We start from the raw sequence: 26,981 nt of genomic DNA, 5'->3' as shown, positions 1-26,981 counted from the left end.
AAACAATGAAATTCAGCGAACTGTGGTTACGCGAGTGGGTTAACCCGGCAATTGATAGCGATGCGTTGGCTAACCAGATTACGATGGCTGGCCTGGAAGTAGACGGCGTTGAGCCGGTCGCGGGAAGCTTCAATGGCGTTGTGGTTGGGGAAGTGGTTGAGTGCGCCCAGCATCCGAACGCTGACAAATTGCGTGTAACGAAAGTCAACGTTGGCGGAGAACGCCTGTTGGATATCGTCTGCGGCGCGCCAAACTGTCGTCAGGGGCTGAAAGTAGCGGTGGCCACCATTGGCGCTATTCTGCCGGGCGATTTCAAAATTAAAGCGGCAAAACTGCGCGGCGAACCGTCTGAAGGGATGCTGTGCTCCTTCTCCGAACTGGGGATTTCCGACGATCACAGCGGCATTATCGAACTGCCGGCGGATGCGCCGCTGGGTACCGATATCCGTGAATACCTGAAGCTCGACGACAATACCATCGAAATTAGCGTCACGCCAAACCGTGCGGATTGCTTAGGTATCATCGGCGTTGCGCGTGATGTGGCGGTACTGAACAAAGCGCCGCTCCAGGAGCCTGAAATGGCGCCGGTTGCGGCAACCATCAGCGATACGCTGCCGATTACGGTAGAGGCCGCTGATGCGTGTCCACGCTATCTTGGCCGGGTGGTAAAAGGCATCAATGTTAACGCGCCGACGCCGCTGTGGATGAAAGAGAAACTGCGTCGCTGCGGTATTCGCTCCATCGATGCGGTGGTTGACGTCACCAACTATGTGTTGCTCGAACTGGGTCAGCCAATGCATGCTTTCGATAAAGATCGCATTGATGGCGGTATTGTCGTGCGGATGGCAAAAGAGGGTGAAACCGTCGTCCTGCTGGACGGTAGCGAAGCGACGTTAAATGCGGACACGCTGGTGATCGCCGATCACCATAAGGCGCTGGGGATAGCCGGTATTTTTGGCGGCGAACATTCCGGCGTGAACGGCGAAACGCAAAATGTGCTGCTGGAGTGTGCGTATTTTAATCCGCTGTCTATCACCGGTCGCGCTCGCCGCCACGGTCTGCATACCGATGCGTCTCACCGCTACGAGCGCGGGGTAGACCCGGCGCTGCAATATAAAGCGATAGAGCGCGCTACTCGTCTGCTTCTTGATATCTGTGGCGGTGATGCGGGTCCGATAATTGATGTGAGCAACGAAGCAACGTTGCCGAAACGCGCCACCATTACGCTGCGTCGCAGTAAACTGGATCGCCTGATCGGGCATCATATTGCGGATGAGCAGGTCAGTGATATTCTGCGTCGTCTGGGCTGTGAAGTGACCGAAGGGCAGGACGAGTGGAAAGCCGTGGCGCCGACCTGGCGTTTCGATATGGAAATTGAAGAAGATCTGGTGGAAGAGGTGGCCCGCGTTTACGGTTATAACAATATTCCGGACGAGCCAATCCAGGCCGGTTTAATCATGGGGACGCACCGTGAAGCCGATCTGTCGTTGAAGCGGGTTAAAACCATGCTGAACGACAAAGGCTATCAGGAAGTGATTACCTATAGCTTTGTCGATCCTAAAGTACAACAGCTTATCCATCCAGGCGCAGAAGCGCTGCTGCTGCCAAACCCTATCTCCGTTGAGATGTCGGCGATGCGTCTGTCTCTGTGGAGCGGATTGCTGACGACGGTGGTCTATAACCAAAACCGCCAGCAGAATCGCGTGCGTATTTTTGAAACCGGTTTACGTTTCGTTCCGGATACACAAGCCAATCTGGGTATTCGACAGGATCTGATGCTGGCTGGCGTGATTTGCGGCAACCGCTATGATGAGCACTGGAACCTGGCAAAAGAGACCGTTGATTTCTATGATTTGAAAGGCGATCTGGAAGCAGTACTGGATTTAACCGGCAAACTGGGTGATATCCAGTTTAAGGCGGAGATGAATCCGGCTCTGCATCCGGGACAGTCTGCGGCGATTTATCTGAAAGATGAACGTATTGGTTTTATTGGGGTTGTTCACCCTGAACTGGAACGTAAACTGGATCTGAATGGTTGTACGCTGGTGTTTGAACTGGAATGGAATAAGCTCGCAGACCGTATCGTGCCGCAGGCGCGGGAGATTTCACGCTTCCCGGCCAACCGTCGCGATATTGCGGTTGTTGTTGCAGAAAACGTTCCCGCAGCGGATATTTTATCCGAATGTAAGAAAGTTGGCGTAAATCAGGTAGTTGGCGTAAACTTATTTGACGTGTACCGCGGTAAGGGTGTTGCGGAGGGTTATAAGAGCCTCGCTATCAGCCTGATCCTTCAGGATACCAACCGTACACTCGAAGAAGAGGAGATTGCCGCTACCGTCGCCAAATGTGTAGAGGCATTAAAAGAGCGATTCCAGGCATCATTGAGGGATTGAACCTATGGCGCTTACAAAAGCTGAAATGTCAGAATATCTGTTTGATAAGCTTGGGCTTAGCAAGCGGGATGCCAAAGAACTGGTTGAACTGTTTTTCGAAGAGATCCGTCGTGCTCTGGAAAACGGTGAGCAGGTGAAACTCTCTGGTTTTGGTAACTTCGATCTGCGTGATAAAAATCAACGTCCGGGGCGTAACCCGAAAACGGGTGAAGATATTCCTATTACAGCACGGCGCGTGGTGACCTTCAGACCCGGGCAGAAGTTAAAGAGCCGGGTCGAGAACGCTTCGCCCAAAGAAGAGTAATCAGATCCAGGCATAACATCCATCAGGGTGTATTGCGGCAGATACGCTGCCATCCCGAAAGTAGATCAGCGGGATGACAGCGTATCTGTTAGCCTGAAAGATGACTCGTATAACTAAAAAGGCCGCATTGCGGCCTTTTTTCTTTCAAGTAAAGGATACCCACCGTAAAATCACGCTACCTCTTTTCAGCTGAATGGATAACATGCTGACTTTTGCCCGCCAACAACAGCGACGAAACGTTCGCTGGCTTCTGAGCCTGTCACTGCTGGTGCTACTGGCTACATTTCTGAGCTTATGCGCAGGCGAACAGTGGATTGCCCCCGGTGACTGGTTAAGCGCCCGGGGAGAACTGTTTGTCTGGCAAATTCGTCTTCCCCGCACGCTTGCGGTATTGCTGGTTGGCGCTGCGCTGGCGCTATCGGGCGCTGTGATGCAGGCGCTGTTTGAAAACCCACTTGCTGAACCGGGCCTGCTCGGCGTTTCGAATGGGGCCGGTGTTGGGCTTATTGCCGCCGTCTTACTGGGGCAGGGGCAACTGCCTGGATGGGCGCTGGGACTGTGCGCTATAGCCGGCGCGCTCATTATTACGTTAATCCTGCTGCGTTTTGCGCGCCGCCATCTCTCTACCAGCCGCTTGTTGTTGGCGGGCGTCGCGCTGGGCATTATCTGTAGCGCGCTGATGACGTGGGCTATCTATTTTTCCACCTCTTTCGATCTGCGGCAATTAATGTACTGGATGATGGGAGGATTCGGAGGCGTTGACTGGCAGCAGAGCTGGCTAATGATTGCGCTCATCCCGGTACTGATCTGGATATGTTGCCAGTCGCAACCGCTGAATATGCTGGCGCTAGGGGAAACCTCGGCGCGGCAGCTTGGCCTGCCGCTGTGGTTCTGGCGCAATTTGTTGGTCGTCGCCACCGGCTGGATGGTGGGCGTCAGCGTGGCGATGGCGGGGGCGATTGGTTTTATCGGTCTGGTTATTCCGCACATCCTGCGCTTATGTGGTTTAACCGATCACCGGGTTTTACTTCCCGGCTGTGCGTTGGCCGGGGCTATCGCCCTGCTATTGGCTGATGTGGTCGCCCGACTGGCGCTGGCGTCGGCTGAACTGCCTATCGGGGTGGTCACCGCCACATTGGGGGCACCAGTGTTTATCTGGCTGCTGCTCAAATCCGCGCGTTAGCGCATCGGTAAACAACTGCTTTCATCATTCGCAGTCTATGATTAAAGGCTAACGATGAAACCCGCTATTCTACCGACATCAGGGAGACACCATGCAAAACTCGCTTCTTAATACTCACGTTACGACGATTGATGGAGAGGTCACTACACTTGAAAAATACGCCGGAAAAGTGCTGCTCATTGTAAACGTCGCCTCCAGATGTGGTCTGACGCCGCAATATGAACAGCTGGAAAATATCCAGAAGGCGTGGGCAGATCAGGGGTTTGTCGTGTTGGGTTTTCCCTGCAACCAGTTTATGGGGCAGGAGCCAGGCAGCGAAGAGCAGATTAAAACCTATTGTGCCAGCACCTGGGGCGTCACGTTCCCGATGTTCAGTAAAATTGATGTGAATGGCGACGCGCGTCATCCGCTGTATCAAAAACTGATAGCCGCTGCGCCAACGGCAGTCGCGCCGGAGAAGAGCGGCTTTTACGAACGGATGGTAAGCAAAGGGCGTACGCCACTCTATCCGGATGATATTCTGTGGAATTTTGAAAAATTTTTGGTAGGCCGGGATGGTCAGGTGGTACAGCGTTTTTCGCCGGATATGACGCCTGAAGATCCTATTGTGATGGAAAGCATAAAAATCGCGTTGGCAAAATAATGTCTCAATTGATGCAATTAAAGGACGTCGCCGAGAGCACCCGCCTGGGGCCGCTTTCCGGCGAAGTAAGCGCAGGAGAGATCCTTCACCTTGTCGGGCCGAACGGCGCCGGAAAAAGCACGTTGCTGGCGCGTATGGCGGGGTTAACCTCAGGCGAGGGGAGCATCAGGTTTGGCGGAGCGCCGCTGGAGGCATGGGCGACGGCAACGCTTGCCCAACACCGCGCTTATCTTGCGCAACAGCAAAATCCGCCGTTCGCCATGCCGGTCTGGCATTACCTGACATTGCATCAACCTGATAAAACGCGAACCGGGCAGCTTAACGAGGTGGCCGATATGCTTGGATTGGGCGACAAACTGGGGCGAAGCGTGAATCAGCTTTCCGGTGGCGAGTGGCAACGTGTTCGCCTTGCTGCCGTTGTACTACAAATTCATCCCGACGCTAATCCGGTCGGTCAATTATTGCTGCTTGATGAGCCGATGAACAGTCTCGATGTTGCGCAACAAAACGCTTTGGATCGGGTATTACATCATTTGTGTCAGGCAGGAATCGCGATTGTGATGAGTAGCCACGATCTGAACCACACGCTGCGCCATGCGCATAAAGCCTGGTTACTAAAGCGCGGTAAACTCATTGCCTGCGGCCGCCGGGAAGAGGTGCTCACCCCCTCTTATCTGGCGCAAGCCTACGGTCTGCGCTTTCGACGACTCGACGTTGAGGGGCATCCAATGCTCATTTCGGCCACTTAAGTAAAATCGTTTCTTGAAAAGCAGGTAATTTCGACGCTAAATTAATACCAAAATAAAAACAGAGGATTGTTGCGGCATGCGTTTTTGGCTTCTTGTTATCACAGCATTGTTCCTGGCAGGATGCAGTACTCATCGGGCACCGGCGCCAAACGCCAGATTATCAGACTCCATTACCGTCATTGCGGGTCTGAACGATCAGTTGCAGTCCTGGCGCGGTACGCCATACCGTTACGGCGGCATGAGTCGCAGAGGTGTGGACTGTTCCGGCTTTGTGGTAGTCACTATGCGCGACAAGTTTGATTTGCAGTTGCCTCGTGATACGCGTGAACAATCAAAAATCGGCACCAGAATCGATAAAGATGAATTGCTGCCCGGAGATTTGGTTTTCTTTAAAACCGGTTCGGGCGAAAGTGGTTTACATGTTGGTATTTACGATACAAATAATGAGTTTATTCATGCCTCTACCAGTCGTGGCGTGATGCGTTCATCGCTGGATAATGTGTACTGGCGAAAAAACTTCTGGCAGGCACGGCGAATTTAACCTCGCAGACGATATAAATTTTATAGTCTATTTTTAACATACCGTCGGTTGAACTTATGACATCTGTTGTCATCATATATAATGATATAACCGTAGCATTTACAAACGTACTTTTATTAAAAACGGGCGTGCTCACGCCCTGTTAAAAGTACAACATTGGATATTGGTTTATAATCAGAGTAAGTTAAAAAAAGGAACCGGTTTACCGGTAAACAAGAAAAATGATGACGCTTCAATTAGTATCTGAAGTTACGTCTGTTTCCGTCCGTAGTGACTGGATGGCGAATAGCGCCCTAACCATGGGACTGGCGTAATGATTGCTTCACTTGATGAGCTTTACCATTCCGAACTCTTTTTCCTTCCCGTCATGGATGAAAACGCTCGGCTTGTTGGTTTAGAGATTATTGCAACGTTTGCCGCTGAAGACGGCGCCGTGCGGATGCCGACTGAGTTGGTAGCGCCTCGCCTTTCGGTGGAGGAGCAATACTGTCTGTTTGTTGAAAAACTTGCGTTGTTAGAAACCTGTCAGCACTTTTTTATTCAGCATAAACTTATTGCATGGCTTAATTTACCGCCTGCAATTAGTGACTTATTATTATTAGATAGCGAACTTTTTTCCCGGGCAGCACGCTTTCCGTTTCTTGAATTAGCTATAAATGAGAATTATCCTGGGTTAAACCAGGGCAAAAACAATGAAACGTTAGCTAATCTGGCAATGCATTTCCCATTAATGCTGGCAAATTTTGGGGCAGGCGAGGCGTCGACTAAAGCTATTTTCGATGGACTTTTCAAACGAGTCATGTTGGATAAAAACTTTATTCAGCAGCGTGCTGAAATGATCTCATTCGAACCATTCATGCACGCTATCGTTGCCCAGATCTCCTCCAGCTGCGAGTCGCTGATGATTGCCGGTATTGATACTGAGGCGATGTTTGCGCGCGCAGCGCCATTGGGGTTTAGCGCATTCCAGGGCGGACTATGGCCTCCGGTGCCGGTAAACCAGCTCATTAAACTCGTTCAGCGATAACCTTTCTGTTTGCCGGTGTTTAACCGGTGATTAACCGTCTACACTGAAGACAGGAGGCCCTATGACCCTGTCTTTTACTGCCCGTTGGCGCGATGAACTGCCAGCAACGTATACCGCGCTTTTACCCACACCGTTAAAAAATGCGCGACTGATTTGGTATAACGACGAACTGGCGCAGCAGTTAGCCATTCCCGCGTCGTTATTTGACGTTACCAATGGCGCTGGCGTTTGGGGCGGCGAAACCTTATTACCCGGTATGTCGCCTGTCGCGCAGGTATATAGCGGGCATCAGTTCGGCGTCTGGGCGGGACAACTCGGCGACGGACGCGGTATTTTGCTGGGCGAACAGCTCCTGGCGGATGGCTCGACCCTCGACTGGCATCTGAAAGGCGCCGGATTAACACCCTATTCGCGAATGGGGGATGGACGCGCCGTCCTGCGTTCAACCATACGAGAAAGTCTTGCCAGCGAAGCCATGCATTATCTGGGTATTCCCACTACGCGCGCGTTATCTATCGTAGCCAGCGATACGCCGGTTCAGCGAGAGACGCAGGAAACGGGCGCCATGTTAATGCGTCTGGCACAAAGTCATATGCGTTTTGGTCATTTCGAACATTTCTATTACCGCCGTGAGCCGGAAAAAGTTCAGCAACTGGCTGATTTCGCTATTCGTCATTACTGGCCGCAATGGCAGGATGTCCCGGAAAAATATGCTTTGTGGTTTGAAGAGGTGGCGGCGCGTACCGGAAGACTTATCGCCGAGTGGCAAACCGTCGGTTTTTCGCACGGCGTTATGAATACGGATAACATGTCGATTCTGGGGCTGACCATCGACTATGGCCCCTTTGGTTTTCTCGATGACTACGATCCCGGCTTCATTGGTAACCATTCCGATCATCAGGGACGTTACCGCTTCGATAATCAACCGTCGGTGGCGCTGTGGAATTTACAACGTCTGGCGCAGACGCTAACCCCTTTTATTGAGATCGACGCGTTAAACAGAGCGCTGGATCGTTACCAGGACGCGTTGTTAACGCACTATGGGCAGCGAATGCGCCAGAAGCTGGGCTTCTTTACCGAGCAAAAAGACGATAACGCTTTACTGAATGAATTGTTTAGTCTGATGGCGCGCGAAGGGAGTGATTATACCCGTACATTTCGGATGTTAAGCCATACGGAGCAACAGAGCGCTTCCTCGCCGTTGCGGGATACGTTTATCGATCGCACGGCGTTCGATGCCTGGTTCGACCGCTACCGGGCGCGATTGCGCACAGAGGCGGTGGATGACGCGCTGCGCCAGCAGCAGATGCAACGCGTGAATCCTGCGGTTGTGTTGCGCAACTGGCTGGCGCAACGCGCGATAGATGCGGCTGAACAAGGAGACATGGCGGAACTGCATCGGTTGCATGAAGTTTTACGTCAACCTTTTACTGATCGAGATGATGACTATGCCAGCCGACCGCCGGAGTGGGGAAAGCGGCTGGAGGTCAGTTGTTCAAGTTAGCCTGATGCCAGCAGCATCGTCTGCTGGCGGAGCGTTATTTGGTTAACAGTAGCTTACCAGCCTGAGTTTTACGCAACAGATACTCCTGACCATTGTGATCGATAATGACTTTGCCGTCCGGACCTAATAGCGCCTGACTGTTGACGCGCCGTTCAGCGGCAGGGAGAAGCGTTTCATTGTCTATTTCCTTAGGGTGAGGCAGCTCGGTGTTATCCATACGCGACATGCTATTTATTAATAATCAAACTCACAATGATTATTATTATCAATAATTAATGCGATAACAGCAAGTGCTAATTCTGCGGAGTGATATACGCGCGCGGAGAGAAAAGGGCGGGTAAAGCATCGAAGAAACGCCCATCCCGGCAGGATGGGCGAGCTATTAAAAGCGGCTATCTACCGCCGCGGCCAGTTTTTCCAACAGAACTTCCGTATCTTCCCAGTTCAGGCAGGGATCGGTAATGGACTGACCATAGATTAATGGTTGACCGCTGATAATTTTTTGCGTGCCTTCCCGTAAAAAACTCTCGGCCATAATCCCGGCAATTGCCGTGGAGCCATTACGAATCTGCTGGCAAATATCATCACATACCTCTAACTGGCGGCGATGCTGTTTTTGACAGTTGCCGTGGCTGAAGTCGACGACCAGATGTTCCGGCAGATCAAATTCATGCAACGTGTCGCAGGCGGCGGCAATATCTTCAGCGTGGTAGTTAGGTTTTTTACCGCCGCGCATGATGATGTGCCCATACGGGTTGCCACTCGTTTGGTAGATGGTCATCTGTCCGTCTTTATCCGGCGAGAGAAACATATGGCTGGCGCGGGAGGCGCGAATAGCGTCAACGGCAATGCGAGTATTGCCATCCGTACCATTTTTAAAGCCGACCGGACAAGAGAGCGCAGAAGCCATTTCTCGATGGATTTGGCTTTCGGTGGTACGCGCGCCAATCGCTCCCCAACTGATCAGATCGGCAATAAACTGGCCGGTGACCATATCAAGAAATTCTGTGGCGGTCGGTACTCCCAATTCGTTCACCTGCAATAGCAAGCGACGCGCCAGTTCAAGCCCATAATTGACGCGGTAACTTCCATTCAAATCGGGATCGGAAATCAGGCCTTTCCATCCCACAACGGTGCGCGGTTTTTCAAAATAGGTGCGCATGACGATTTCCAGACGCGCCTGATGCTTTTGGCGTTGTGCCTGGAGCTGCGTCGCGTATTCCATAGCAGCATTCAGATCGTGAATCGAACAGGGGCCAATGACGACCAGTAGCCGTGGATCTTCACCATTTAAAATCTTTTCTATCCGGCGTCGGGAGTCGGTAACGTGACTGGCGACGGAGGACGATACAGGATACCGCTGCGCGAGTTCGGTCGGTGTTACCAGGCTGTCGATACGCGCAGTACGGAGTTCGTCGGTTCTGTTCATTACAAGTCTCAGAAATTTGTTGCTTCAACGGCAGGACTACCGGGAAGTGATGGGCATCACGATAAACCAATCCCTGCTGATTTCAAGTGCGAGGCGTGTCACACCTCGCAGGCAGAACAGCATGATAACAAAAACCAAACCATTAAACTAGTTTGCTAGTACATTCTGCGGTTAAGCCCCATAATATCGAGAATCTTGGTGGCTATCTCTTCAACGGAATAATTGGTGCTGTTCAGGCAGGGGATCTGATTCTTACGATACAGCGCTTCGACCTCCGCCACTTCCATGCGGCACTGACGCAACGAGGCATAGCGACTGTTTTCACGGCGTTCTTCGCGAATAGCCGCCAGGCGTTCAGGGTCAATTGTCAGGCCGAACAGTTTATGTTGTAGCGGTTTTAACGATGTGGGCAGCGTCAAATTATCCATATCATCGGCGATGAAAGGGTAGTTAGCCGCACGAATACCGAATTGCATCGCCAGATAGAGACTGGTGGGCGTTTTTCCACAGCGCGAAACGCCAAGCAAAATGACCTGAGCCTGATCGAGGTTGCGCAATGAAATGCCATCATCATGCGCCAGGGTATAATCGATAGCGGCAATACGGGCGTCATACTTGTTCAGGTTACCCGGATTAAGCCCATGAGTACGATGAGCGATCGGCGTCGGATCCAGTTTCATCTCCTGCTGAAGCGGCGCCACCAGCGCCTGGACGATATCCTGGCAGAAACCTTCGCTCTGTAAGATGATGGCGCGAATTTCAGGTAAAACAATCGAGTAAAACACCAGCGGGCGAACGCCGGTTTGCTGATAAATGGCGTCAATTTGGTCTTTGACGGCGCGGGCGCGACTTTCGTTTTCCACGAATGGCAGCGTGATGCTGCTGATCGTCACCGGAAACTGCGACATAACCGCGTGACCCAGGACCTCGGCGGTGATGGCGGTACCATCAGAAATATAGAAAACATGGCGATCAACAACATTATCCATTCTGTTCATCCTGAAGAGTAAACATAATTATCTGAAAGCATAAATTAAAAGTAACGGGAAACGTATAACTTGTCGCTTATTTTATAAAATGACAGACACTTTTTATAATTAATGAAAAGTGTGTTTCATTTCCTGGAAACGCAGTTTATACCGAGGGTGATTAAGGGAATGCCGTGCTATGCGCGGGTTTGCGCAACTACGTAAACAATCTGAAAAAATGAAAAAATAAATTTGCTTGAACGATTCACCGTTTTTTTCGCGGGTTTAAGTATGCCAGGATAAATACGCAACTATGTGTTTCTTAAACTCGTTCATTTATCACAAAAGGATTGTTCGATGTCCAACAATGGCTCGTCACCGCTGGTGCTTTGGTATAACCAACTCGGCATGAATGATGTAGACAGAGTTGGGGGCAAAAATGCCTCCCTGGGTGAAATGATTACTAACCTTTCCGGCATGGGCGTATCCGTTCCGAATGGTTTTGCAACCACTGCCGATGCGTTTAACCAGTTTTTGGATCAAAGCGGCGTAAACCAGCGCATTTATGAGCTGCTGGATAAGACAGATATTGATGATGTCTCCCAGCTGGCGAAAGCGGGCGCGCAGATCCGCCAGTGGATTATCGACACTCCTTTCCAGCCGGAGCTGGAAAACGCCATCCGCGATACCTATGCGCAGCTTTCGTCGGATGATGAAAATGCCTCTTTTGCCGTGCGTTCCTCCGCCACGGCGGAAGATATGCCAGATGCTTCGTTTGCGGGTCAACAGGAAACGTTTCTTAACGTTCAAGGCTTCGATGCGGTTCTGGTGGCAGTGAAACACGTATTTGCTTCTCTGTTTAACGATCGCGCCATCTCTTATCGCGTTCACCAGGGATATGATCATCGCGGCGTAGCGCTTTCCGCTGGCGTGCAGCGGATGGTTCGCTCCGATCTCGCCTCGTCAGGGGTGATGTTCTCTATCGATACCGAATCCGGTTTTGACCAGGTGGTCTTTATCACTTCGGCATGGGGACTGGGTGAAATGGTGGTGCAGGGCGCGGTTAACCCGGATGAATTTTATGTCCATAAGCCAACCCTGGCGGCAGGCCGTCCGGCCATCGTACGCCGCACCATGGGGTCGAAAAAAATCCGCATGGTTTATGCCGCCACCCAGGAGCACGGCAAGCAAGTGAAGATTGAGGATGTGCCGCAGGAACAGCGCGACATTTTCTCGCTCACCAACGAAGAAGTGCAGGAACTGGCGAAACAAGCGGTGCAGATTGAGCAGCACTATGGTCGTCCGATGGATATCGAATGGGCGAAAGACGGTCATACCGGTAAACTCTTTATTGTGCAGGCACGTCCGGAAACCGTGCGCTCCCGTGGCCAGGTGATGGAGCGTTATACGCTACATGCGCAGGGGAAAATCATTGCCGAAGGTCGTGCCATTGGGCATCGTATCGGCGCAGGTACAGTAAAAGTTATTCATGATATCGGCGAAATGAACCGTATTGAGCCTGGCGATGTGCTTGTCACCGATATGACCGACCCGGACTGGGAACCGATCATGAAAAAAGCGGCGGCGATTGTCACTAACCGTGGCGGGCGCACCTGTCACGCGGCGATTATCGCCCGCGAATTGGGCATTCCGGCGGTAGTCGGCTGCGGCGACGCCACCGAACGCATGAAAGATGGCGAAAAAGTAACCGTCTCCTGCGCAGAAGGTGATACCGGTTATGTTTATGCCGACATGCTGGATTTCAGCGTAAAAAGCTCCAGCGTAGACACCATGCCAGAGCTACCGCTGAAGGTCATGATGAATGTCGGCAACCCGGACAGGGCATTTGACTTTGCCTGCTTGCCGAATGAAGGTGTAGGTCTGGCGCGACTGGAATTCATCATTAACCGTATGATTGGCGTTCACCCGCGTGCGCTGCTGGAGTTTGACGACCAGGATGCCGCGCTGCAAAACGACATTCGTGAGATGATGAAAGGGTTTGACTCGCCGCGTGAATTTTACGTTGGTCGACTGACGGAAGGGATCGCGACGTTAGGCGCCGCCTTCTACCCGAAACGCGTTATCGTTCGTCTGTCTGACTTTAAGTCCAACGAATACGCCAACCTGGTCGGCGGCGAACGCTATGAGCCGCATGAAGAAAACCCTATGCTGGGCTTCCGCGGCGCGGGCCGTTACGTCGCAGAAAGTTTCCGCGATTGTTTTGCGCTGGAATGCGAAGCGGTGAAACGCGTGCGCAACGATATGGGCCTTACCAACGTCGAAATCATGATCCCGTTCGTGCGGACGGTCGACCAGGCGAAAGCGGTCATCGAAGAGCTGGCGCGCCAGGGGCTTAAACGCGGCGAGAACGGGCTGAAGATCATCATGATGTGCGAGATCCCGTCCAATGCCTTGCTGGCTGAACAGTTCCTCGAATATTTTGATGGCTTCTCGATTGGTTCTAACGACATGACGCAGCTGGCGCTGGGGCTGGATCGCGATTCCGGCGTGGTGTCTGAACTGTTTGACGAGCGTAACGACGCGGTGAAAGCGCTACTGTCGATGGCGATCCGCGCGGCGAAAAAACAGGGCAAATATGTTGGAATTTGCGGCCAGGGCCCGTCCGACCATGAAGACTTTGCCGCCTGGCTGATGGAAGAGGGGATCGACAGCCTGTCTCTGAACCCGGACACCGTGGTTCAGACCTGGCTGAGTCTGGCGGAACTGAAGAAGTAAACCGTGACCAGATAACGCTATGCTTATCCGGCCTGCACAAGAAACATGTTGTGTAGGCCGGATAGGGCGTAAGTTGCCCGACGCCTGCATAATGCCGGGTCAGGCGTTGTGCAGAATCATTAATACACTGCGTAGATCATTTACGGCGATTTGCCCCGGCGCTGAAGCCTGCTTCACCGCGCCAAACGTGGCGGCAGAGCCAAACACTTCCCCTGCCAGACGTGAAATGACACCCTCTTTCGCCATTGACATAGTAATTACCGGACGGTCGGCGTAATGTTGCTGCATCTCCAGCGTGGCAGTGAGTAACGTTAATACATCATGCTTGCTTTGCGGCATAACGGCAATCTTGGGAATATCCGCGCCGAGCGCTTGCATTTTACGTAGCCGCAGAACCATTTCCTCTGCGGACGGCGTCTGGTGAAAATCGTGGTTAGACATCACGACATAAACATTATGCGCATGGGCATAATCGACAGTGGCTTTAACGTCAGCATCACCGGTAAATAGCTCAAGATCGATCATATCGACCAGGCCGCTGTCGATTGCGGCACGATTAAGCGTGAGATAATGCTGAGTGGTTATTGTCTGCTCGCCGCCTTCTTTGGCGCTGCGGAAAGTAAACAGTAACGGAATGTCAGGCATCGCATCGCGGATAACACGCGCAGCGGTAAGAACGGATTGAGTCGATGCGATATCCATAAAGTGATCCACGCGCCACTCCAGAATATCGAATGTAGCTTCGCGGTAGGCTAGCGCCTCTGCTTTCACGCTATTGATGTCTCTTCCCATCAACGACACGATAATTTTGGGCATCCCTTCGCCAATGATAAGATTTTTTACGGTGACGGTTTTCATGCGTGTCCTGTCAGTTTTTTTTCTTCTCGCCATTATGAACGGTGAGGCTGGCCGCTTGAAGTAAAAAAAAAGCCCATCGTAGGAGACGGGCAAAGACTACACACAGCAATTCGTTGTTTCACTCAGGGGATTTCCATGCTTATAAATCAATGTGTTGATTTATAACCGTGTGCTAATAGTAGGCATGAGCACTTTTTGCGTCGATCAGATTCGTCTCAATAGTTTAAAAACTGTAACGGATTTGCGACAGAAATGAGATGCGGCGGGGAACAGACGGGCGAATCAAAATGGGGTGTGCGTTGAATTGATAAACGTCGCTAAAGCATCGGGCGGCGATGCCGCCCGACGGGATTATGACTGCTTGTTGGCTTCCTCGATGTCATCCAGCTCTTCAAGGATCTCCTCTGGTTCATTCGTCGGCGCCGGAACTTCATGTACCCATGCGGAGAACAAACGCCAGGTCACGGCCAGAAGCACCGGTCCAATAAACAGACCAATCATACCGAATGCAATCAGTCCGCCGATTACCCCGGAAAGGATCAGAAGCAGCGGTAAATCGGCGCCCATGCGGATGAGCACCGGGCGAATCACGTTATCCAGCGTGCCGACGACGGCGCTCCAAACCAGCAGCACGGTGCCCCAGGTGGTGTCGCCTGTCCAGTAAAGCCAGATAATGGCTGGAATCAATACCGGCAACGGCCCCAACTGAACCAGACACGAAAGGATCATCACTACCGTCAACAGGGTAGCGTAAGGCACGCCGGAAATCGCCAGCCCGACGCCGCCAAGTACCGCCTGTACCAGCGCGGTGACCACCACGCCAAGCGCCACGGCGCGGATCGCCTGGGCAGCCAGCAGAACCGCCGCATCGCCGCGTTTAGCCGCGAGACGACAGGCAAAATGGCGTATTCCCATCGCCACTTGTTCGCCGCGCCAGTAAAGCAGGGCGCTAAACAACAGCATCAGGGCGCAGTGCATCATAAAGCGTCCGATATGCGCCGCCTGACCGACAAACCAGGTCGTGGTTGTGCCGATATAAGGCCGCACTTTCGCCATAATAGCGCTACCGCCCATATCCAGCAGGCTATGCCATCCGGCATACAGTTTGGCGCCAACTAACGGAATATTATTTAACCATGCCAGATCGGGTAGCGTCATATCGCCGCCAGTCACTGCATGGATGAGCGGGCCGCTACCGTCGACAATGCTGTTCACCAGCAAGGCGACGGGAATAACGAAGAGCAGCACTAACAGCAGCGTCATGACCAGTACGGCAAGCGAGCGGCGGCCCCACAATATTTTTTGTAATTTCAGCAAAACGGGCCAGGTCGCGATAACAATCGTACCTGCCCATGCAAACCCCAAAATAAAAGGCTGTACTATCCACAAACAGGCCACAATCATGATGGCTAAAAACAGCACCGATAGCAGCACTTGCGCAATATCCCTGGGCTGACGAACATTTACCATAAATACTTTTCACCTTTGTCTTTGCGCCAGAACGTTGGCGCGACGTGAACATGCAAACCACACCCTATAATGATGAGCAATTTCAGCGGTTTTTAACAGGCCGATTCTGCATGTAATTCTGTTGGGCGCACAGGAAAAAAATGTGATACAACAAATAACGCAACACGCAAACGATTAAGCATCCCTTCCTGTGCGTAGACCGCTCGCGCTCGCCGGGTTGGGCGCCACCGTTCACAACATAGACCGCAGGAAAAGGTCAATATAATGATTCCACAAATTTCTCAGGCACCCGGCGTCGTTCAGCTGGTGCTCAATTTTTTGCAGGCGCTGGAGCAGCAAGGGTTTACGGGCGATACGGCAACCAGCTATGCCGACCGTCTGACAATGTCGACCGATAACAGTATCTACCAGCTTCTTCCCGATGCTGTTGTGTTTCCCCGTTCTACGGCGGATGTCGCGCTTCTTGCCCGTCTGGCGGCGGAGCCGCGCTTTACGTCGCTGATATTTACCCCGCGAGGCGGCGGTACTGGCACGAATGGCCAGGCGCTAAACCAGGGCATTATTGTTGATATGTCCCGCTATATGAACCGCATTATTGAAATTAATCCTGAAGAGGGATGGGTGCGGGTAGAGGCGGGAGTGATAAAAGATCAGCTTAATCAGGCGTTAAAGCCGTATGGCTATTTTTTTGCGCCGGAACTTTCCACCAGTAATCGCGCAACGCTTGGCGGTATGATTAATACCGATGCCTCTGGTCAGGGGTCGCTGGTCTATGGAAAAACGTCAGATCACGTCTTAGGCATACGGGCCGTATTGTTGGGGGGCGATATCCTTGACACGCAATCGATGCCCGTAGAGCTTGCCCGGACGTTGGGTGAAAACACGACGATGCCAGGCCGCATCTATCAGACCGTCTATCAGTCCTGCCTGGAAAACCGTCAACTTATCCTCGATAGCTTTCCAAAGCTCAATCGCTTCCTGACAGGCTACGATTTACGCCACGTCTTTAACGATGACATGACCCGCTTCGATCTTACCCGCATCTTAACGGGGTCGGAAGGGACGCTGGCGTTTATTACTGAAGCCCGGCTGGATATTACCCCGATACCCAAAGTCCGCCGTCTGGTGAATGTAAAATACGACTCCTTTGATTCCGCGCTGCGTAGCGCCCCTTTTATGGTTGATGCGCGCGCCTTATCCGTCGAGACGGTCGATTCCAAAGTCCTTAACCTCGCGCGGGAAGATATTGTCTGGCACTCCGTTAGCGAATTGATTACCGATGTGCCGGATAAAGAGATGCTTGGCCTGAATATCGTGGAATTCGCGGGTGACGATGAAGCGCTTATTGACGGGCAGGTCGAGACGCTGTGCCACCGGCTGGATGGCCTGATGGCGCGTGCGGAAGCGGGCGTGATCGGCTGGCAACTTTGTACCGATTTGACGGGTATTGAGCGTATTTACGCGATGCGTAAAAAAGCGGTAGGGCTGCTGGGTAATGCGAAAGGCGCAGCCAAACCGATTCCTTTTGCGGAAGATACCTGCGTGCCGCCTGAACATCTGGCCGATTACATCGCCGAATTTCGCGCTCTGCTGGATGGTCATGGCTTAAGTTACGGCATGTTCGGCCACGTGGATGCCGGGGTGCTGCATGTGCGTCCGGCGCTGGATATGTGCGATCCGCAGCAGGAACTGCTGATGAAACAGATCTCCGATGAGGTCGTCGCACTGACTGCCAGATACGGCGGGCTGTTGTGGGGTGAGCATGGAAAAGGTTTTCGTGCGGAATACAGCCCGGCCTTTTTCGGCGAAGTCCTGTATGGCGAGCTGCGCAAAATAAAAGCGGCTTTTGATCCGCATAATCGACTTAACCCGGGTAAAATCTGTCCACCGCAGGGGATAGAGGCGCCGATGATGAAGGTGGATGCGGTAAAACGCGGCACCTGGGATCGGCAAATCCCGCTGGCGGTGCGGCAGACCTGGCGCGGCGCTATGGAGTGTAATGGTAACGGCCTGTGCTTTAATTTCGATGCGAAAAGCCCAATGTGCCCGTCGATGAAAATTAGCCTTAACCGGATCCACTCGCCGAAAGGGCGGGCGACGCTGGTGCGGGAATGGCTCCGTCTATTGGCCGATCGCGGCGTCGATCCGTTGAAGCTGGAAAAGGAGCTGCCGGAAAAACGCGCCAGCTTGCGCACGCTGATTGCTCGCACCCGGAATAGTTGGCACAAACGCAAAGGCGAGTATGACTTTTCCCATGAAGTTAAAGAGGCCATGTCCGGCTGTCTGGCGTGTAAAGCCTGTACGACCCAGTGTCCGATTAAAATCGATGTTCCGGAGTTTCGTTCACGTTTCTTACAGCTTTACCATACGCGTTATCTGCGTCCGGTACGCGATCATCTGGTGGCGACGGTCGAGACCTACGCGCCGCTGATGGCGCGTGCGCCAAAGACCTTTAACTTTTTTATTAACCAACCGATGGTTCGCAATCTGGCGAAAAAACATATCGGTATGGTGGATTTACCTCTGCTTTCTGCCCCTTCATTGCAACAGCAACTGGTGGGCCATCCGTCCGCTAATATGACGCTTGAGCAACTGGAGCGCATGAGCGCCGAGCAAAAAGCGAAAACGGTACTGGTGGTTCAGGACCCGTTTACCAGCTACTACGACGCCCGGGTCGTAGCGGACTTTATCCGCCTGGCGGAAAAACTGGGCAGGAGGCCGGTATTGTTACCGTTCTCGCCGAATGGTAAGGCGCAGCATATTAAAGGTTTTCTTAATCGCTTTGCGAAAACGGCGAAAAAAACCTCTGAGTTCCTTAATCGGATCGCCGCGTTGGGGATGCCGATGGTGGGCGTCGATCCGGCGCTGGTACTGTGTTATCGCGACGAATACAAACTGGCGCTGGGCGAACAGCGCGGCGATTTTCATGTGTTGTTGGTGAATGAATGGTTGGCGCAGGAAATAAATGCAAGACTGTCCGTCGAGGTGAGCGGCGAACCGTGGTACTTTTTTGGTCATTGTACGGAAGTCACGGCGTTACCCGGCGCGCCTGCGCAGTGGGCCGCCATCTTTGCCCATTTTGGCGCGAAGCTGGAAAATGTCAGCGTAGGCTGCTGCGGTATGGCGGGCACTTATGGACATGAACTCACCAATCATAAAAATTCGCTGGGAATTTATGAGCTATCCTGGCATCAGGCGATGCAACGTCTACCGCGAAACCGTTGCCTGGCAACCGGCTATTCCTGCCGAAGCCAGGTTAAACGCATTGAAGGTACGGGCGTGCGTCACCCGTTGCAGGCATTACTGGAGATTATAGGTTGATCTGGAAACGTGAAGTGACCCTCGATGCGCTTAATGCGATGGGGGAAGGGAATATGGTTGGCCTGCTTGATATCCGCTTTGAGCATATTGGGGACGATACGCTGGAAGCGACAATGCCCGTCGATCATCGCACCAAACAGCCGTTCGGCTTGCTGCATGGCGGAGCGTCTGTGGTGCTGGCGGAAAGTATCGGCTCGGTCGCAGGCTATCTGTGTACGCAGGGGGAGCAAAAGGTGGTGGGGCTGGAGGTGAATGCCAACCATGTACGGTCGGCGCGTCAGGGGCGCGTACGAGGCGTCTGTAAAGCGTTGCATACCGGGGCTCGCCATCAGGTCTGGCAGATAGAGATCTTTGATGAACAGGGACGTCTGTGCTGTTCTTCGCGCCTTACTACGGCGATTGTGTGACGTTGTCACCATAAAAGTGTGATGCATATTGCTTTTGGTCAAAATGTGCGCAGAAAAAGGTGATATACTGTGCACGTTTACACATAAGCGAGGATGATATGTCTACTGATTTAGACCCAACCCAACTGGCGATTGAATTTTTACGCCGTGATAAAACCGAACTTTCTCCCGCGCAGTATTTGAAGCGTTTAAAACAGCTGGAGTTAGAGTTTGCCGATCTCCTCACCCTCTCTGCAACCGAACTGAAAGAAGAGATCTATTTCGCCTGGCGGTTGGGCGTGCATTAATAAAGTCGGTGTAGGCCGGATAAGGCGTTAGCCGCCATCCGGCTATGTTACCAGGCAATCTCACCAGACCCTGTCCCCAGGTAATAGATAATCCTCTTGATTTTGTTTAAAAAAAATACAGATCGCCATTTGTGCTAAAAAGGCGCGCTCTCTTTATGAGATTATTCTTATGCCCCTTCAAGAGCTAAGCCATTAAGAGTGCCGGAGATAAGCGCCGGATGGGGCCGGAACCCTTAAGCCTGTATTGAACAGACTTAAGGGTTTTTCTTTTCCGGGCGCGTAAAAAACTAAGGTCTGTCAATAACCGCTGGCATGTCGTCAGCCGTATGATTATTCAAAATACGGTTAGCCAGCACACCTGACATCATCGATCCGTTAACGTTCAGAGCCGTGCGGGCCATATCAACGATAGGTTCGATGGCAATAAAAATACCGACCAGCGCAACGGGAAAATTCAACGTCGACAGGACAATCAGCGCCGCGAACGTACCACCGCCGCCGACGCCGGCTACGCCAATAGACCCTAGCGCAATGGCAGGCAACATCGCGGCCAGAAAATGCAGCGAGAGCGGATCAATGCCGATGGTGGGCGCAATCATCGCTACCATAATAGCCGGATAAATCCCGGCGCAGCCATTTTGCCCCATACTGGAGCCAAACGAGGCGGAAATATTGGCAATGGTGCTTTGTACGCCAAATTTTTCCTGGGCGGAAATGGCCAGCGGGATAGAGGCTGCGCTGCTGCGGGAAACAAACGCAAAGGTTAAGACGGGCCAGACCATTCTGAAATAACGCGCTGGATTATTACCGCTGAGGATCAGCAAAATGGCGTGCACGATAAACATCATGAAAATCGCGATGTAACAGGCACCGATAAAACCAAGTAAACTGGCGAATTGTTCAAGGCGGTATGATGAAAATACGGTAGTCATTAATGCCATGACGCCATAGGGCGTTAATGCAATAACGATACGTACCATCTTCATGACCCAGATCTGAATAGCGTTAATGCCTGCGCTTAATTTCTGACCTTCTTCCGGCGCCTCTTTTTTGACCTTTAACAGAGCGATCCCCGCTATTAGCGTGAAGATAACGATGCCGATAACGGAAACACTTCTGGCTCCCGTAAGATCAAGAAAAATATTAGTCGGGATCAGCGATGTCACTAACTGGGGAATCGACACCGCGGCAGTCTTATTGACTTCTTCCGTAGTTAACATTGACGGCATGTGCACAAAAGCGCTGGCATCAAGCCCCAGCACATGAGCGGTCAGTAATCCGATAAAACCGGCAGCCATCACCAGGCATAACATGCATCCGACGATCGTCAGCGACATTTTTCCGATGCCGGCGCTATTTTCCAGTTTATTGATGGCGGAAAGAATAGAAATAAAAATTAGCGGTATAGCGACCAGTTTTAACAGGTGGACGTAACCATTGCCGACGATGCTGTACCATTCGATAATAGTTTTAGTGTGATTTGCTGAAATAAAATGCAGGGATAAACCAATAACAGCCCCTAAAAAGATAGCGATAAAAACGCTTTTCGACAGGGAATCGCTTTTTTGATTAATTCTCAAGATGACCCACGAGAAAACCAAAAAAAGTGCGATATACGCGAGCGTAACAACCATATTTTAAGCCTCTTGCCTCATTCAGCACCTGAAATGCCGGAAAGAGTTTACATAAACCTATAGCTCAAACTGAGTTATAGAACCGCAGCGGATTATAAAGAGCGCAACGCCAGGTATCCATACAAAAAATGGGGTTCTGACCTCGCCACCCGGCAATGTCGACAGCCTATTAATTAAATAGTCATTTTCTATACATCTTTTCGTTTTTGACCTGCCAGAACGGTTAACATCTTATAAATCGTTAATTATCAAAAGGTTAAGTGATTTTTTGTCTATCGTATGACCTGGCGGACAGGGTCTATGCTTAATAAAAGGCGCTCAATATGACCATTTGTTGGAAAGCCCCTGCGGTTAAGGGGTTGAAGTGATAATCATTATCACTAACATGCTGTTATATCCTGGTGATTTAGAACGCGAGGTAACTCTATGGAATTGCATTCAGACACGTTTAACCCGGAGGACTTCCCCTGGCAAGGGCTGACGTTAACGCCAGCGGCGGCAGCGCACATACGTGAACTGGCAGCAAAGCAGCCGGGCATGTTGGGCGTGCGGTTAAGCGTAAAACAGACGGGATGTGCCGGATTCGGCTATGTTCTGGATACCGTTCGGGAGCCGGATAAAGACGATCTGGTTTTTGAAGCCGAAGGCGCAAAGCTTTTCGCACCGTTACAGGCGATGCCTTTTATTGACGGAACAGAAGTGGATTACGTACAGGAAGGGCTGAACCAGTTATTTAAATTTCATAACCCCAAAGCCCAGAATGAATGCGGCTGCGGCGAAAGTTTTGGGGTATAGGCGGTACTATGTCTCGTAATACTGAAGCAACGGAAGAGGTCGGCATCTGGACAGGCGGACGCCTTAATTACAAAGAAGGATTTTTCACGCAACTACCCACTGATGAACTGGCAAAAGGCATCAGCGAAGAGGTGGTGCGCGCGATTTCCGCAAAGCGTAACGAACCTGAGTGGATGCTGGAATTTCGTCTCAATGCCTATAGAGCCTGGCTGGACATGGATGAACCGCACTGGCTGAAGGCGCACTACGATAAACTGAACTATCAGGACTACAGCTATTACTCTGCGCCATCATGTGGAAACTGCGACGATAGCTGCGTTTCCCAGCCCGGAGCCGTACAGCAAACGGGCGCGAATACCTTTTTGAGTAAAGAGGTAGAAGACGCCTTCGAGCAACTTGGCGTTCCGGTTCGCGAAGGGAAAGAGGTCGCCGTCGATGCGATTTTTGACTCGGTCTCCGTAGCGACCACATACCGTGAAAAACTGGCGGAACAGGGCATTATTTTCTGTTCTTTTGGCGAAGCGATACACGATCACCCTGACCTGGTCAGGAAATATCTTGGCACCGTCGTGCCGGGGAACGATAACTTTTTTGCCGCGCTGAATGCGGCAGTCGCTTCCGATGGGACATTTATCTATGTTCCCAAAGGCGTGCGTTGCCCGATGGAGTTATCCACCTATTTTCGCATTAACGCTGAGAAAACCGGTCAGTTTGAGCGCACGATTCTGGTGGCGGATGAAGGCAGCTATGTGAGTTATATCGAAGGCTGCTCCGCGCCCGTACGCGACAGTTATCAGCTCCACGCCGCGGTAGTGGAAGTCATCATCCATAAAGATGCTGAAGTAAAATATTCCACCGTACAAAACTGGTTCCCGGGCGACAACAACACGGGTGGTATTCTGAACTTTGTGACCAAGCGGGCGTTGTGCGAAGGGGAAAACAGCAAGATGTCGTGGACCCAGTCGGAAACCGGTTCGGCGATTACCTGGAAATACCCGAGCTGTATTCTGCGTGGTGATAATTCTATCGGCGAGTTCTATTCCGTTGCGCTGACCAGTGGACATCAGCAGGCTGACACCGGTACCAAAATGATCCATATCGGTAAAAACACGCGCTCAACCATTATCTCAAAAGGCATTTCCGCCGGCCACAGCCAGAACAGCTACCGTGGGTTGGTAAAAATTATGCCGACGGCGACCAACGCCCGAAATTTCACCCAATGCGACTCCATGTTGATTGGCGCGGACTGCGGCGCGCATACGTTCCCGTATGTTGAATGCCGCAATAACAGCGCGCAGCTGGAGCACGAAGCGACAACATCACGCATCGGTGAAGATCAGCTTTTCTATTGTCTGCAACGCGGCATCAGCGAAGAAGACGCTATTTCGATGATCGTCAACGGTTTCTGTAAAGACGTTTTCTCGGAACTGCCGCTGGAGTTTGCCGTTGAAGCGCAAAAACTGCTGGCGATTAGCCTTGAGCACAGCGTCGGTTAATGATGAAGGAAAACCCATGTTAAGCATTAAAGATTTACAGGTCAGTGTGGAAGAAAAAGCGATTTTGCGTGGCCTGAATCTGGAGATTCGCCCCGGCGAAGTTCACGCCATTATGGGGCCGAACGGTTCCGGGAAAAGCACGCTCTCCGCCACCCTGGCGGGACGTGAAGATTACGAGGTCACCGGCGGCTCGGTTACGTTCAAAGGTAAAGATCTGCTTGAACTGTCGCCGGAGGAACGGGCGGGCGAAGGGATTTTTATGGCCTTCCAGTACCCGGTAGAAATCCCCGGCGTCAGTAACCAGTTTTTCCTGCAAACCGCGCTGAATGCCGTGCGCGCCTACCGCGGGCAGACGTCGTTGGATCGCTTTGATTTTCAGGATCTGATGGAAGAAAAGATCGCATTGCTGAAAATGCCGGAAGATTTGCTGACCCGTTCGGTAAACGTCGGTTTTTCCGGCGGGGAGAAAAAGCGCAATGATATTTTGCAAATGGCGGTGCTGGAGCCGGAACTGTGCATCCTTGATGAGTCGGACTCCGGACTGGATATCGATGCGTTGAAAATTGTGGCGGAAGGCGTCAACGCGTTACGCGACGATAAACGCGCTTTTATTATCGTGACCCACTATCAGCGCATACTGGACTACATCAAGCCTGATTACGTCCATGTCCTCTATCAGGGGCGAATTGTCCGATCCGGCGATTTTACTCTGGTCAAACAACTGGAGGAGCAGGGTTATGGCTGGCTTACCGAACAGCAGTAAAGCGCTACAGCAATGGCAGCATCTCTTTGAAGAAAAAGGAGAAAGTCGAACTGAGCAGGCAAGACAACATTTACAACAGATGTTACGTCTGGGATTGCCGACGCGTAAACATGAAGACTGGAAATACACGCCGCTGGAGGGCTTAACCCATAGCCAGTTTATCCAGCAGTGTGCGACTATCAGCGCCGCACAGCGTGATGCGCTGGCGCTGCAAATCGATGCCGTGCGGCTGGTGTTTGTCGACGGTCGGTTTATGCCAGAGCTTAGTGATAGCACGCAAAACAGCGGATTTGACGTTAGCGTCAGGGATGAACGCCAGACGCTTGCCGCGCCGGTACATCCCGAGGTTTTTCTGCATCTGACGGAAAGCCTGGCGCAATGTGTCACGTATATACAGGTACGGCGAAATCAGCGTCCGACCAGGCCGCTACTGTTAATGCATATCACGCAGGGCGTGGATGGCGACGAGCTGAATACCGCGCATTATCGCCACCATCTGGCGCTGGCGGAAGGCGCGGAAGCGACGGTTATTGAGCATTATGTCAGCCTTACAGCGGCAAAACATTTTACCGGCGCGCGTCTGACGATGAACGTTGCAGACAATGCGCAACTGCGTCATATCAAACTGGCGTTTGAAAATGCGTCCAGCTATCACTTTGCGCATAACGATCTTCTGCTGGCGACAGACGCCTCGGCGTTTAGCCACAGTTTTCTGCTGGGCGCCGCAGTACTACGTCACCACAGCAGCTCACAACTGAATGGCGAAAACGCGACGCTTCGACTGAATAGTCTGGCGATGCCGGTGAAAAATGAAGTCTGCGATACGCGGACATGGCTGGAACATAACAAAGGTTACTGTAACAGCCGCCAGTTGCACAAGACCATCGTCAGCGACAAAGGACGCGCGGTCTTTAATGGCCTGATTAACGTGGCGCAACACGCCATTAAAACCGACGGCCAGATGACCAATAATAACCTGTTGTTGGGGAAACTGGCTGAAGTCGATACCAAACCGCAATTGGAGATCTATGCCGATGACGTGAAGTGCAGCCACGGCGCGACGATCGGGCGTATTGACGATGAGCAGATGTTTTATCTGCAATCACGCGGCATCAGGCAGCAGGAGGCGCGGCACATGATTCTTTACGCGTTTGCCGCAGAGTTAACGGAAGCTATCCATGATAGCGCCCTTAAACAGCAGGTGCTGGCGCGAATCGGCCAGCGACTGCCCGGAGGCCTGGTATGACATTTCCTGTAGAAAAAGTACGGGCAGATTTTCCCATACTGCAGCGTGAAGTTAACGGCCTGCCGCTGGCTTACCTGGACAGCGCAGCCAGCGCTCAAAAACCCAATCAGGTGATTGACGCTGAATCTGCCTTCTACCGTCACGGCTATGCTGCGGTACATCGGGGTATCCATACGTTAAGCGCGCAGGCGACCGAAAGCATGGAGAATGTGCGTAAGCAGGCGTCGCGGTTTATTAACGCCCGCTCCGCAGAAGAACTGGTTTTCGTGCGCGGTACGACGGAGGGCATTAACCTTGTCGCCAACAGTTGGGGAACGGAAAATATTCGCGCCGGGGATAACATTATTATCAGCGAGATGGAGCATCACGCCAACATCGTTCCCTGGCAGATGCTGTGCGAGCGCAAAGGCGCCGAACTGCGCGTGATCCCATTGCATCCTGACGGTACGCTGCGGCTGGAGACCTTAGCTGCGCTGTTCGATGACCGGACCCGACTGCTGGCCATTACCCACGTTTCCAATGTGCTGGGGACGGAAAACCCACTGCCGGACATGATTGCGCTGGCGCGCCAGCATGGGGCGAAAGTGCTGGTGGATGGCGCCCAGGCCGTGATGCATCATGCTGTTGACGTCCAGGCGCTGGACTGCGATTTTTACGTTTTCTCCGGCCATAAACTTTACGGGCCGACCGGCATCGGCATTCTGTATGTTAAAGAGGCGTTGCTGCAAGAAATGCCGCCGTGGGAAGGGGGCGGGTCGATGATCTCGACCGTCAGCCTGACGCAGGGAACGACATGGGCGAAAGCGCCCTGGCGTTTTGAGGCGGGAACGCCGAATACTGGCGGCATCATCGGTCTGGGCGCGGCAATTGACTATGTGACGTCGCTGGGACTGGATAAGATTGGCGATTATGAGCAGATGCTGATGCGCTATGCGCTGGAGCAACTGGCGCAGGTGCCTGATATCACGCTGTATGGTCCGGCACAGCGGTTGGGCGTCATCGCGTTTAATCTGGGTAAACACCATGCTTACGACGTCGGCAGCTTTCTTGATAATTACGGCATCGCGGTACGAACGGGGCATCACTGCGCAATGCCGCTCATGGCCTGGTATGGCGTGCCGGCAATGTGCCGGGCTTCGCTGGCGATGTATAACACCCATGAAGAAGTGGACCGACTGGTGGCAGGATTAACGCGTATCCACCGCTTATTGGGATAACAGTGAGGTT

At 52.2% G+C, this 26,981-nt stretch carries 23 protein-coding genes and 1 other RNA gene; 17 read left to right on the top strand and 7 right to left on the bottom strand.

Features of this window, described 5'->3' with window-relative positions; all coding sequences use genetic code 11:
* The first annotated feature begins 5 nt into the window (after positions 1 to 5).
* The 8 genes from pheT (at position 6) to selO (ending at position 8,344) form a co-directional block, all read left to right on the top strand.
* Positions 6 to 2,393: a phenylalanine--tRNA ligase subunit beta gene (gene pheT, locus NA389_RS10235; protein WP_000672394.1), complete on the top strand. Its 2,388-nt coding sequence runs from the start codon at positions 6 to 8 to the stop codon at positions 2,391 to 2,393.
* A 4-nt stretch (positions 2,394 to 2,397) separates the two neighbouring features.
* Positions 2,398 to 2,697, top strand: coding sequence for an integration host factor subunit alpha (gene ihfA, locus NA389_RS10230; protein WP_001229266.1), 300 nt, complete (start codon positions 2,398 to 2,400; stop codon positions 2,695 to 2,697).
* Between the two features lie 202 nt (positions 2,698 to 2,899).
* A complete protein-coding gene (gene btuC / locus NA389_RS10225; protein ID WP_000954977.1) occupies positions 2,900 to 3,880 on the top strand; it encodes a vitamin B12 ABC transporter permease BtuC in 981 nt (326 codons plus the stop codon).
* Positions 3,881 to 3,971: 91 nt separating this feature from the next.
* The gene (locus NA389_RS10220) at positions 3,972 to 4,523 is read left to right on the top strand and encodes a glutathione peroxidase (protein WP_001181570.1); all 552 of its coding nucleotides are present in this window, start codon (positions 3,972 to 3,974) and stop codon (positions 4,521 to 4,523) included.
* Positions 4,523 to 5,272, top strand: coding sequence for a vitamin B12 ABC transporter ATP-binding protein BtuD (gene btuD / locus NA389_RS10215; protein WP_000080607.1), 750 nt, complete (start codon positions 4,523 to 4,525; stop codon positions 5,270 to 5,272). Before NA389_RS10220 ends, btuD begins: the two co-directional genes overlap by 1 nt.
* 76 nt (positions 5,273 to 5,348) lie before the next feature.
* On the top strand, positions 5,349 to 5,813 hold the full coding sequence (locus NA389_RS10210; protein ID WP_001213256.1) for a C40 family peptidase: 465 nt from the start codon (positions 5,349 to 5,351) through the stop codon (positions 5,811 to 5,813).
* A gap of 313 nt (positions 5,814 to 6,126) precedes the next feature.
* The gene (gene ydiV, locus NA389_RS10205; RefSeq protein ID WP_000562004.1) at positions 6,127 to 6,840 is read left to right on the top strand and encodes an anti-FlhDC factor YdiV; all 714 of its coding nucleotides are present in this window, start codon (positions 6,127 to 6,129) and stop codon (positions 6,838 to 6,840) included.
* A gap of 61 nt (positions 6,841 to 6,901) precedes the next feature.
* Positions 6,902 to 8,344, top strand: coding sequence for a protein adenylyltransferase SelO (gene selO, locus NA389_RS10200; RefSeq protein WP_000175670.1), 1,443 nt, complete (start codon positions 6,902 to 6,904; stop codon positions 8,342 to 8,344).
* Between the two features lie 34 nt (positions 8,345 to 8,378).
* Here selO and hemP read toward each other — a convergent pair whose 3' ends face one another.
* From hemP to ppsR, 3 genes are all read right to left on the bottom strand, one after another.
* Positions 8,379 to 8,570, bottom strand: a complete 192-nt coding sequence (hemP, locus tag NA389_RS10195; protein WP_000089115.1) for a hemin uptake protein HemP — start codon at positions 8,568 to 8,570, stop codon at positions 8,379 to 8,381.
* Positions 8,571 to 8,726: 156 nt separating this feature from the next.
* Positions 8,727 to 9,773, bottom strand: a complete 1,047-nt coding sequence (gene aroH / locus NA389_RS10190; RefSeq protein WP_001082196.1) for a 3-deoxy-7-phosphoheptulonate synthase AroH — start codon at positions 9,771 to 9,773, stop codon at positions 8,727 to 8,729.
* Positions 9,774 to 9,928: 155 nt separating this feature from the next.
* On the bottom strand, positions 9,929 to 10,762 hold the full coding sequence (gene ppsR / locus NA389_RS10185; RefSeq protein WP_000370992.1) for a posphoenolpyruvate synthetase regulatory kinase/phosphorylase PpsR: 834 nt from the start codon (positions 10,760 to 10,762) through the stop codon (positions 9,929 to 9,931).
* 336 nt (positions 10,763 to 11,098) lie between these two features.
* Between ppsR and ppsA the strand changes: the two genes are divergently transcribed.
* Positions 11,099 to 13,477, top strand: a complete 2,379-nt coding sequence (gene ppsA / locus NA389_RS10180) for a phosphoenolpyruvate synthase (RefSeq protein WP_000069342.1) — start codon at positions 11,099 to 11,101, stop codon at positions 13,475 to 13,477.
* Positions 13,478 to 13,576: 99 nt separating this feature from the next.
* On the opposite strand, the gene aroD is transcribed toward ppsA, so the two are convergent.
* The 3 genes from aroD to ydiK all read right to left on the bottom strand — a co-directional run bounded on the left by aroD (position 13,577) and on the right by ydiK (position 15,805).
* Complete coding sequence (gene aroD, locus NA389_RS10175; protein WP_000860215.1) at positions 13,577 to 14,335, bottom strand: type I 3-dehydroquinate dehydratase; 759 nt, start codon at positions 14,333 to 14,335, stop codon at positions 13,577 to 13,579.
* Between the two features lie 61 nt (positions 14,336 to 14,396).
* Positions 14,397 to 14,504: antisense sRNA RprA (gene rprA / locus NA389_RS10170), an RNA gene on the bottom strand.
* A gap of 182 nt (positions 14,505 to 14,686) precedes the next feature.
* Positions 14,687 to 15,805: an AI-2E family transporter YdiK gene (gene ydiK / locus NA389_RS10165; RefSeq protein ID WP_000248615.1), complete on the bottom strand. Its 1,119-nt coding sequence runs from the start codon at positions 15,803 to 15,805 to the stop codon at positions 14,687 to 14,689.
* 264 nt (positions 15,806 to 16,069) lie between these two features.
* On the opposite strand from ydiK, the gene ydiJ reads away from it, so the two are divergent.
* From ydiJ to NA389_RS10150, 3 genes are all read left to right on the top strand, one after another.
* Positions 16,070 to 19,126 carry a D-2-hydroxyglutarate dehydrogenase YdiJ gene (ydiJ, locus tag NA389_RS10160; protein ID WP_000612911.1) on the top strand — a complete coding sequence of 1,019 codons (3,057 nt, stop codon included), beginning with the start codon at positions 16,070 to 16,072 and terminating at the stop codon, positions 19,124 to 19,126.
* Positions 19,123 to 19,533 carry a 1,4-dihydroxy-2-naphthoyl-CoA hydrolase gene (gene menI / locus NA389_RS10155; RefSeq protein ID WP_000637926.1) on the top strand — a complete coding sequence of 137 codons (411 nt, stop codon included), beginning with the start codon at positions 19,123 to 19,125 and terminating at the stop codon, positions 19,531 to 19,533. Before ydiJ ends, menI begins: the two co-directional genes overlap by 4 nt.
* 98 nt (positions 19,534 to 19,631) lie before the next feature.
* Positions 19,632 to 19,820, top strand: a complete 189-nt coding sequence (locus NA389_RS10150) for a YdiH family protein (RefSeq protein WP_001537749.1) — start codon at positions 19,632 to 19,634, stop codon at positions 19,818 to 19,820.
* A 287-nt stretch (positions 19,821 to 20,107) separates the two neighbouring features.
* On the opposite strand, the gene NA389_RS10145 is transcribed toward NA389_RS10150, so the two are convergent.
* Positions 20,108 to 21,454: an L-cystine transporter gene (locus NA389_RS10145; RefSeq protein ID WP_000261857.1), complete on the bottom strand. Its 1,347-nt coding sequence runs from the start codon at positions 21,452 to 21,454 to the stop codon at positions 20,108 to 20,110.
* A 426-nt stretch (positions 21,455 to 21,880) separates the two neighbouring features.
* Between NA389_RS10145 and sufA the strand changes: the two genes are divergently transcribed.
* Genes sufA through sufS form a run of 5 tightly spaced genes read left to right on the top strand, consistent with a single transcriptional unit; the run spans position 21,881 to position 26,971 of the window.
* Positions 21,881 to 22,249, top strand: a complete 369-nt coding sequence (gene sufA, locus NA389_RS10140) for a Fe-S cluster assembly scaffold SufA (RefSeq protein ID WP_000418969.1) — start codon at positions 21,881 to 21,883, stop codon at positions 22,247 to 22,249.
* An 8-nt stretch (positions 22,250 to 22,257) separates the two neighbouring features.
* Positions 22,258 to 23,745, top strand: a complete 1,488-nt coding sequence (gene sufB, locus NA389_RS10135) for a Fe-S cluster assembly protein SufB (RefSeq protein ID WP_000089383.1) — start codon at positions 22,258 to 22,260, stop codon at positions 23,743 to 23,745.
* Between the two features lie 16 nt (positions 23,746 to 23,761).
* Positions 23,762 to 24,508 (top strand): Fe-S cluster assembly ATPase SufC, encoded by a 747-nt coding sequence (gene sufC, locus NA389_RS10130; protein ID WP_000948904.1) that lies wholly within the window; start codon positions 23,762 to 23,764, stop codon positions 24,506 to 24,508.
* Positions 24,483 to 25,754 carry a Fe-S cluster assembly protein SufD gene (gene sufD, locus NA389_RS10125; RefSeq protein WP_000907929.1) on the top strand — a complete coding sequence of 424 codons (1,272 nt, stop codon included), beginning with the start codon at positions 24,483 to 24,485 and terminating at the stop codon, positions 25,752 to 25,754. Before sufC ends, sufD begins: the two co-directional genes overlap by 26 nt.
* Positions 25,751 to 26,971 (top strand): cysteine desulfurase SufS, encoded by a 1,221-nt coding sequence (gene sufS / locus NA389_RS10120; RefSeq protein ID WP_000143859.1) that lies wholly within the window; start codon positions 25,751 to 25,753, stop codon positions 26,969 to 26,971. Before sufD ends, sufS begins: the two co-directional genes overlap by 4 nt.
* Positions 26,972 to 26,981 lie beyond the last annotated feature (10 nt).

The organism is Salmonella sp. NW645, from assembly GCF_051703725.1.
GTDB lineage: Bacteria > Pseudomonadota > Gammaproteobacteria > Enterobacterales > Enterobacteriaceae > Salmonella > Salmonella enterica.
The sequence above is the reverse complement of the archived record's forward strand: the minus strand, read 5'-3'. Positions and strand labels throughout refer to the sequence as shown.

Bases quoted from the DNA above. Each gene is read 5' to 3' on its own strand.
- btuC (WP_000954977.1), top strand. From the start codon at position 2,900: ATGCTGACTTTTGCCCGCCAACAACAGCGACGAAACGTTCGCTGGCTT.
- NA389_RS10220 (WP_001181570.1), top strand. From the start codon at position 3,972: ATGCAAAACTCGCTTCTTAATACTCACGTTACGACGATTGATGGAGAG.
- ydiK (WP_000248615.1), bottom strand. From the start codon at position 15,805: ATGGTAAATGTTCGTCAGCCCAGGGATATTGCGCAAGTGCTGCTATCG.
- selO (WP_000175670.1), top strand. From the start codon at position 6,902: ATGACCCTGTCTTTTACTGCCCGTTGGCGCGATGAACTGCCAGCAACG.
- sufB (WP_000089383.1), top strand. From the start codon at position 22,258: ATGTCTCGTAATACTGAAGCAACGGAAGAGGTCGGCATCTGGACAGGC.
- NA389_RS10145 (WP_000261857.1), bottom strand. From the start codon at position 21,454: ATGGTTGTTACGCTCGCGTATATCGCACTTTTTTTGGTTTTCTCGTGG.
- NA389_RS10210 (WP_001213256.1), top strand. From the start codon at position 5,349: ATGCGTTTTTGGCTTCTTGTTATCACAGCATTGTTCCTGGCAGGATGC.
- NA389_RS10150 (WP_001537749.1), top strand. From the start codon at position 19,632: ATGTCTACTGATTTAGACCCAACCCAACTGGCGATTGAATTTTTACGC.
- hemP (WP_000089115.1), bottom strand. From the start codon at position 8,570: ATGTCGCGTATGGATAACACCGAGCTGCCTCACCCTAAGGAAATAGAC.
- sufD (WP_000907929.1), top strand. From the start codon at position 24,483: ATGGCTGGCTTACCGAACAGCAGTAAAGCGCTACAGCAATGGCAGCAT.
- btuD (WP_000080607.1), top strand. From the start codon at position 4,523: ATGTCTCAATTGATGCAATTAAAGGACGTCGCCGAGAGCACCCGCCTG.
- pheT (WP_000672394.1), top strand. From the start codon at position 6: ATGAAATTCAGCGAACTGTGGTTACGCGAGTGGGTTAACCCGGCAATT.
- aroH (WP_001082196.1), bottom strand. From the start codon at position 9,773: ATGAACAGAACCGACGAACTCCGTACTGCGCGTATCGACAGCCTGGTA.
- sufS (WP_000143859.1), top strand. From the start codon at position 25,751: ATGACATTTCCTGTAGAAAAAGTACGGGCAGATTTTCCCATACTGCAG.
- sufC (WP_000948904.1), top strand. From the start codon at position 23,762: ATGTTAAGCATTAAAGATTTACAGGTCAGTGTGGAAGAAAAAGCGATT.
- ppsR (WP_000370992.1), bottom strand. From the start codon at position 10,762: ATGGATAATGTTGTTGATCGCCATGTTTTCTATATTTCTGATGGTACC.
- aroD (WP_000860215.1), bottom strand. From the start codon at position 14,335: ATGAAAACCGTCACCGTAAAAAATCTTATCATTGGCGAAGGGATGCCC.
- ppsA (WP_000069342.1), top strand. From the start codon at position 11,099: ATGTCCAACAATGGCTCGTCACCGCTGGTGCTTTGGTATAACCAACTC.
- ydiJ (WP_000612911.1), top strand. From the start codon at position 16,070: ATGATTCCACAAATTTCTCAGGCACCCGGCGTCGTTCAGCTGGTGCTC.
- sufA (WP_000418969.1), top strand. From the start codon at position 21,881: ATGGAATTGCATTCAGACACGTTTAACCCGGAGGACTTCCCCTGGCAA.
- ihfA (WP_001229266.1), top strand. From the start codon at position 2,398: ATGGCGCTTACAAAAGCTGAAATGTCAGAATATCTGTTTGATAAGCTT.
- ydiV (WP_000562004.1), top strand. From the start codon at position 6,127: ATGATTGCTTCACTTGATGAGCTTTACCATTCCGAACTCTTTTTCCTT.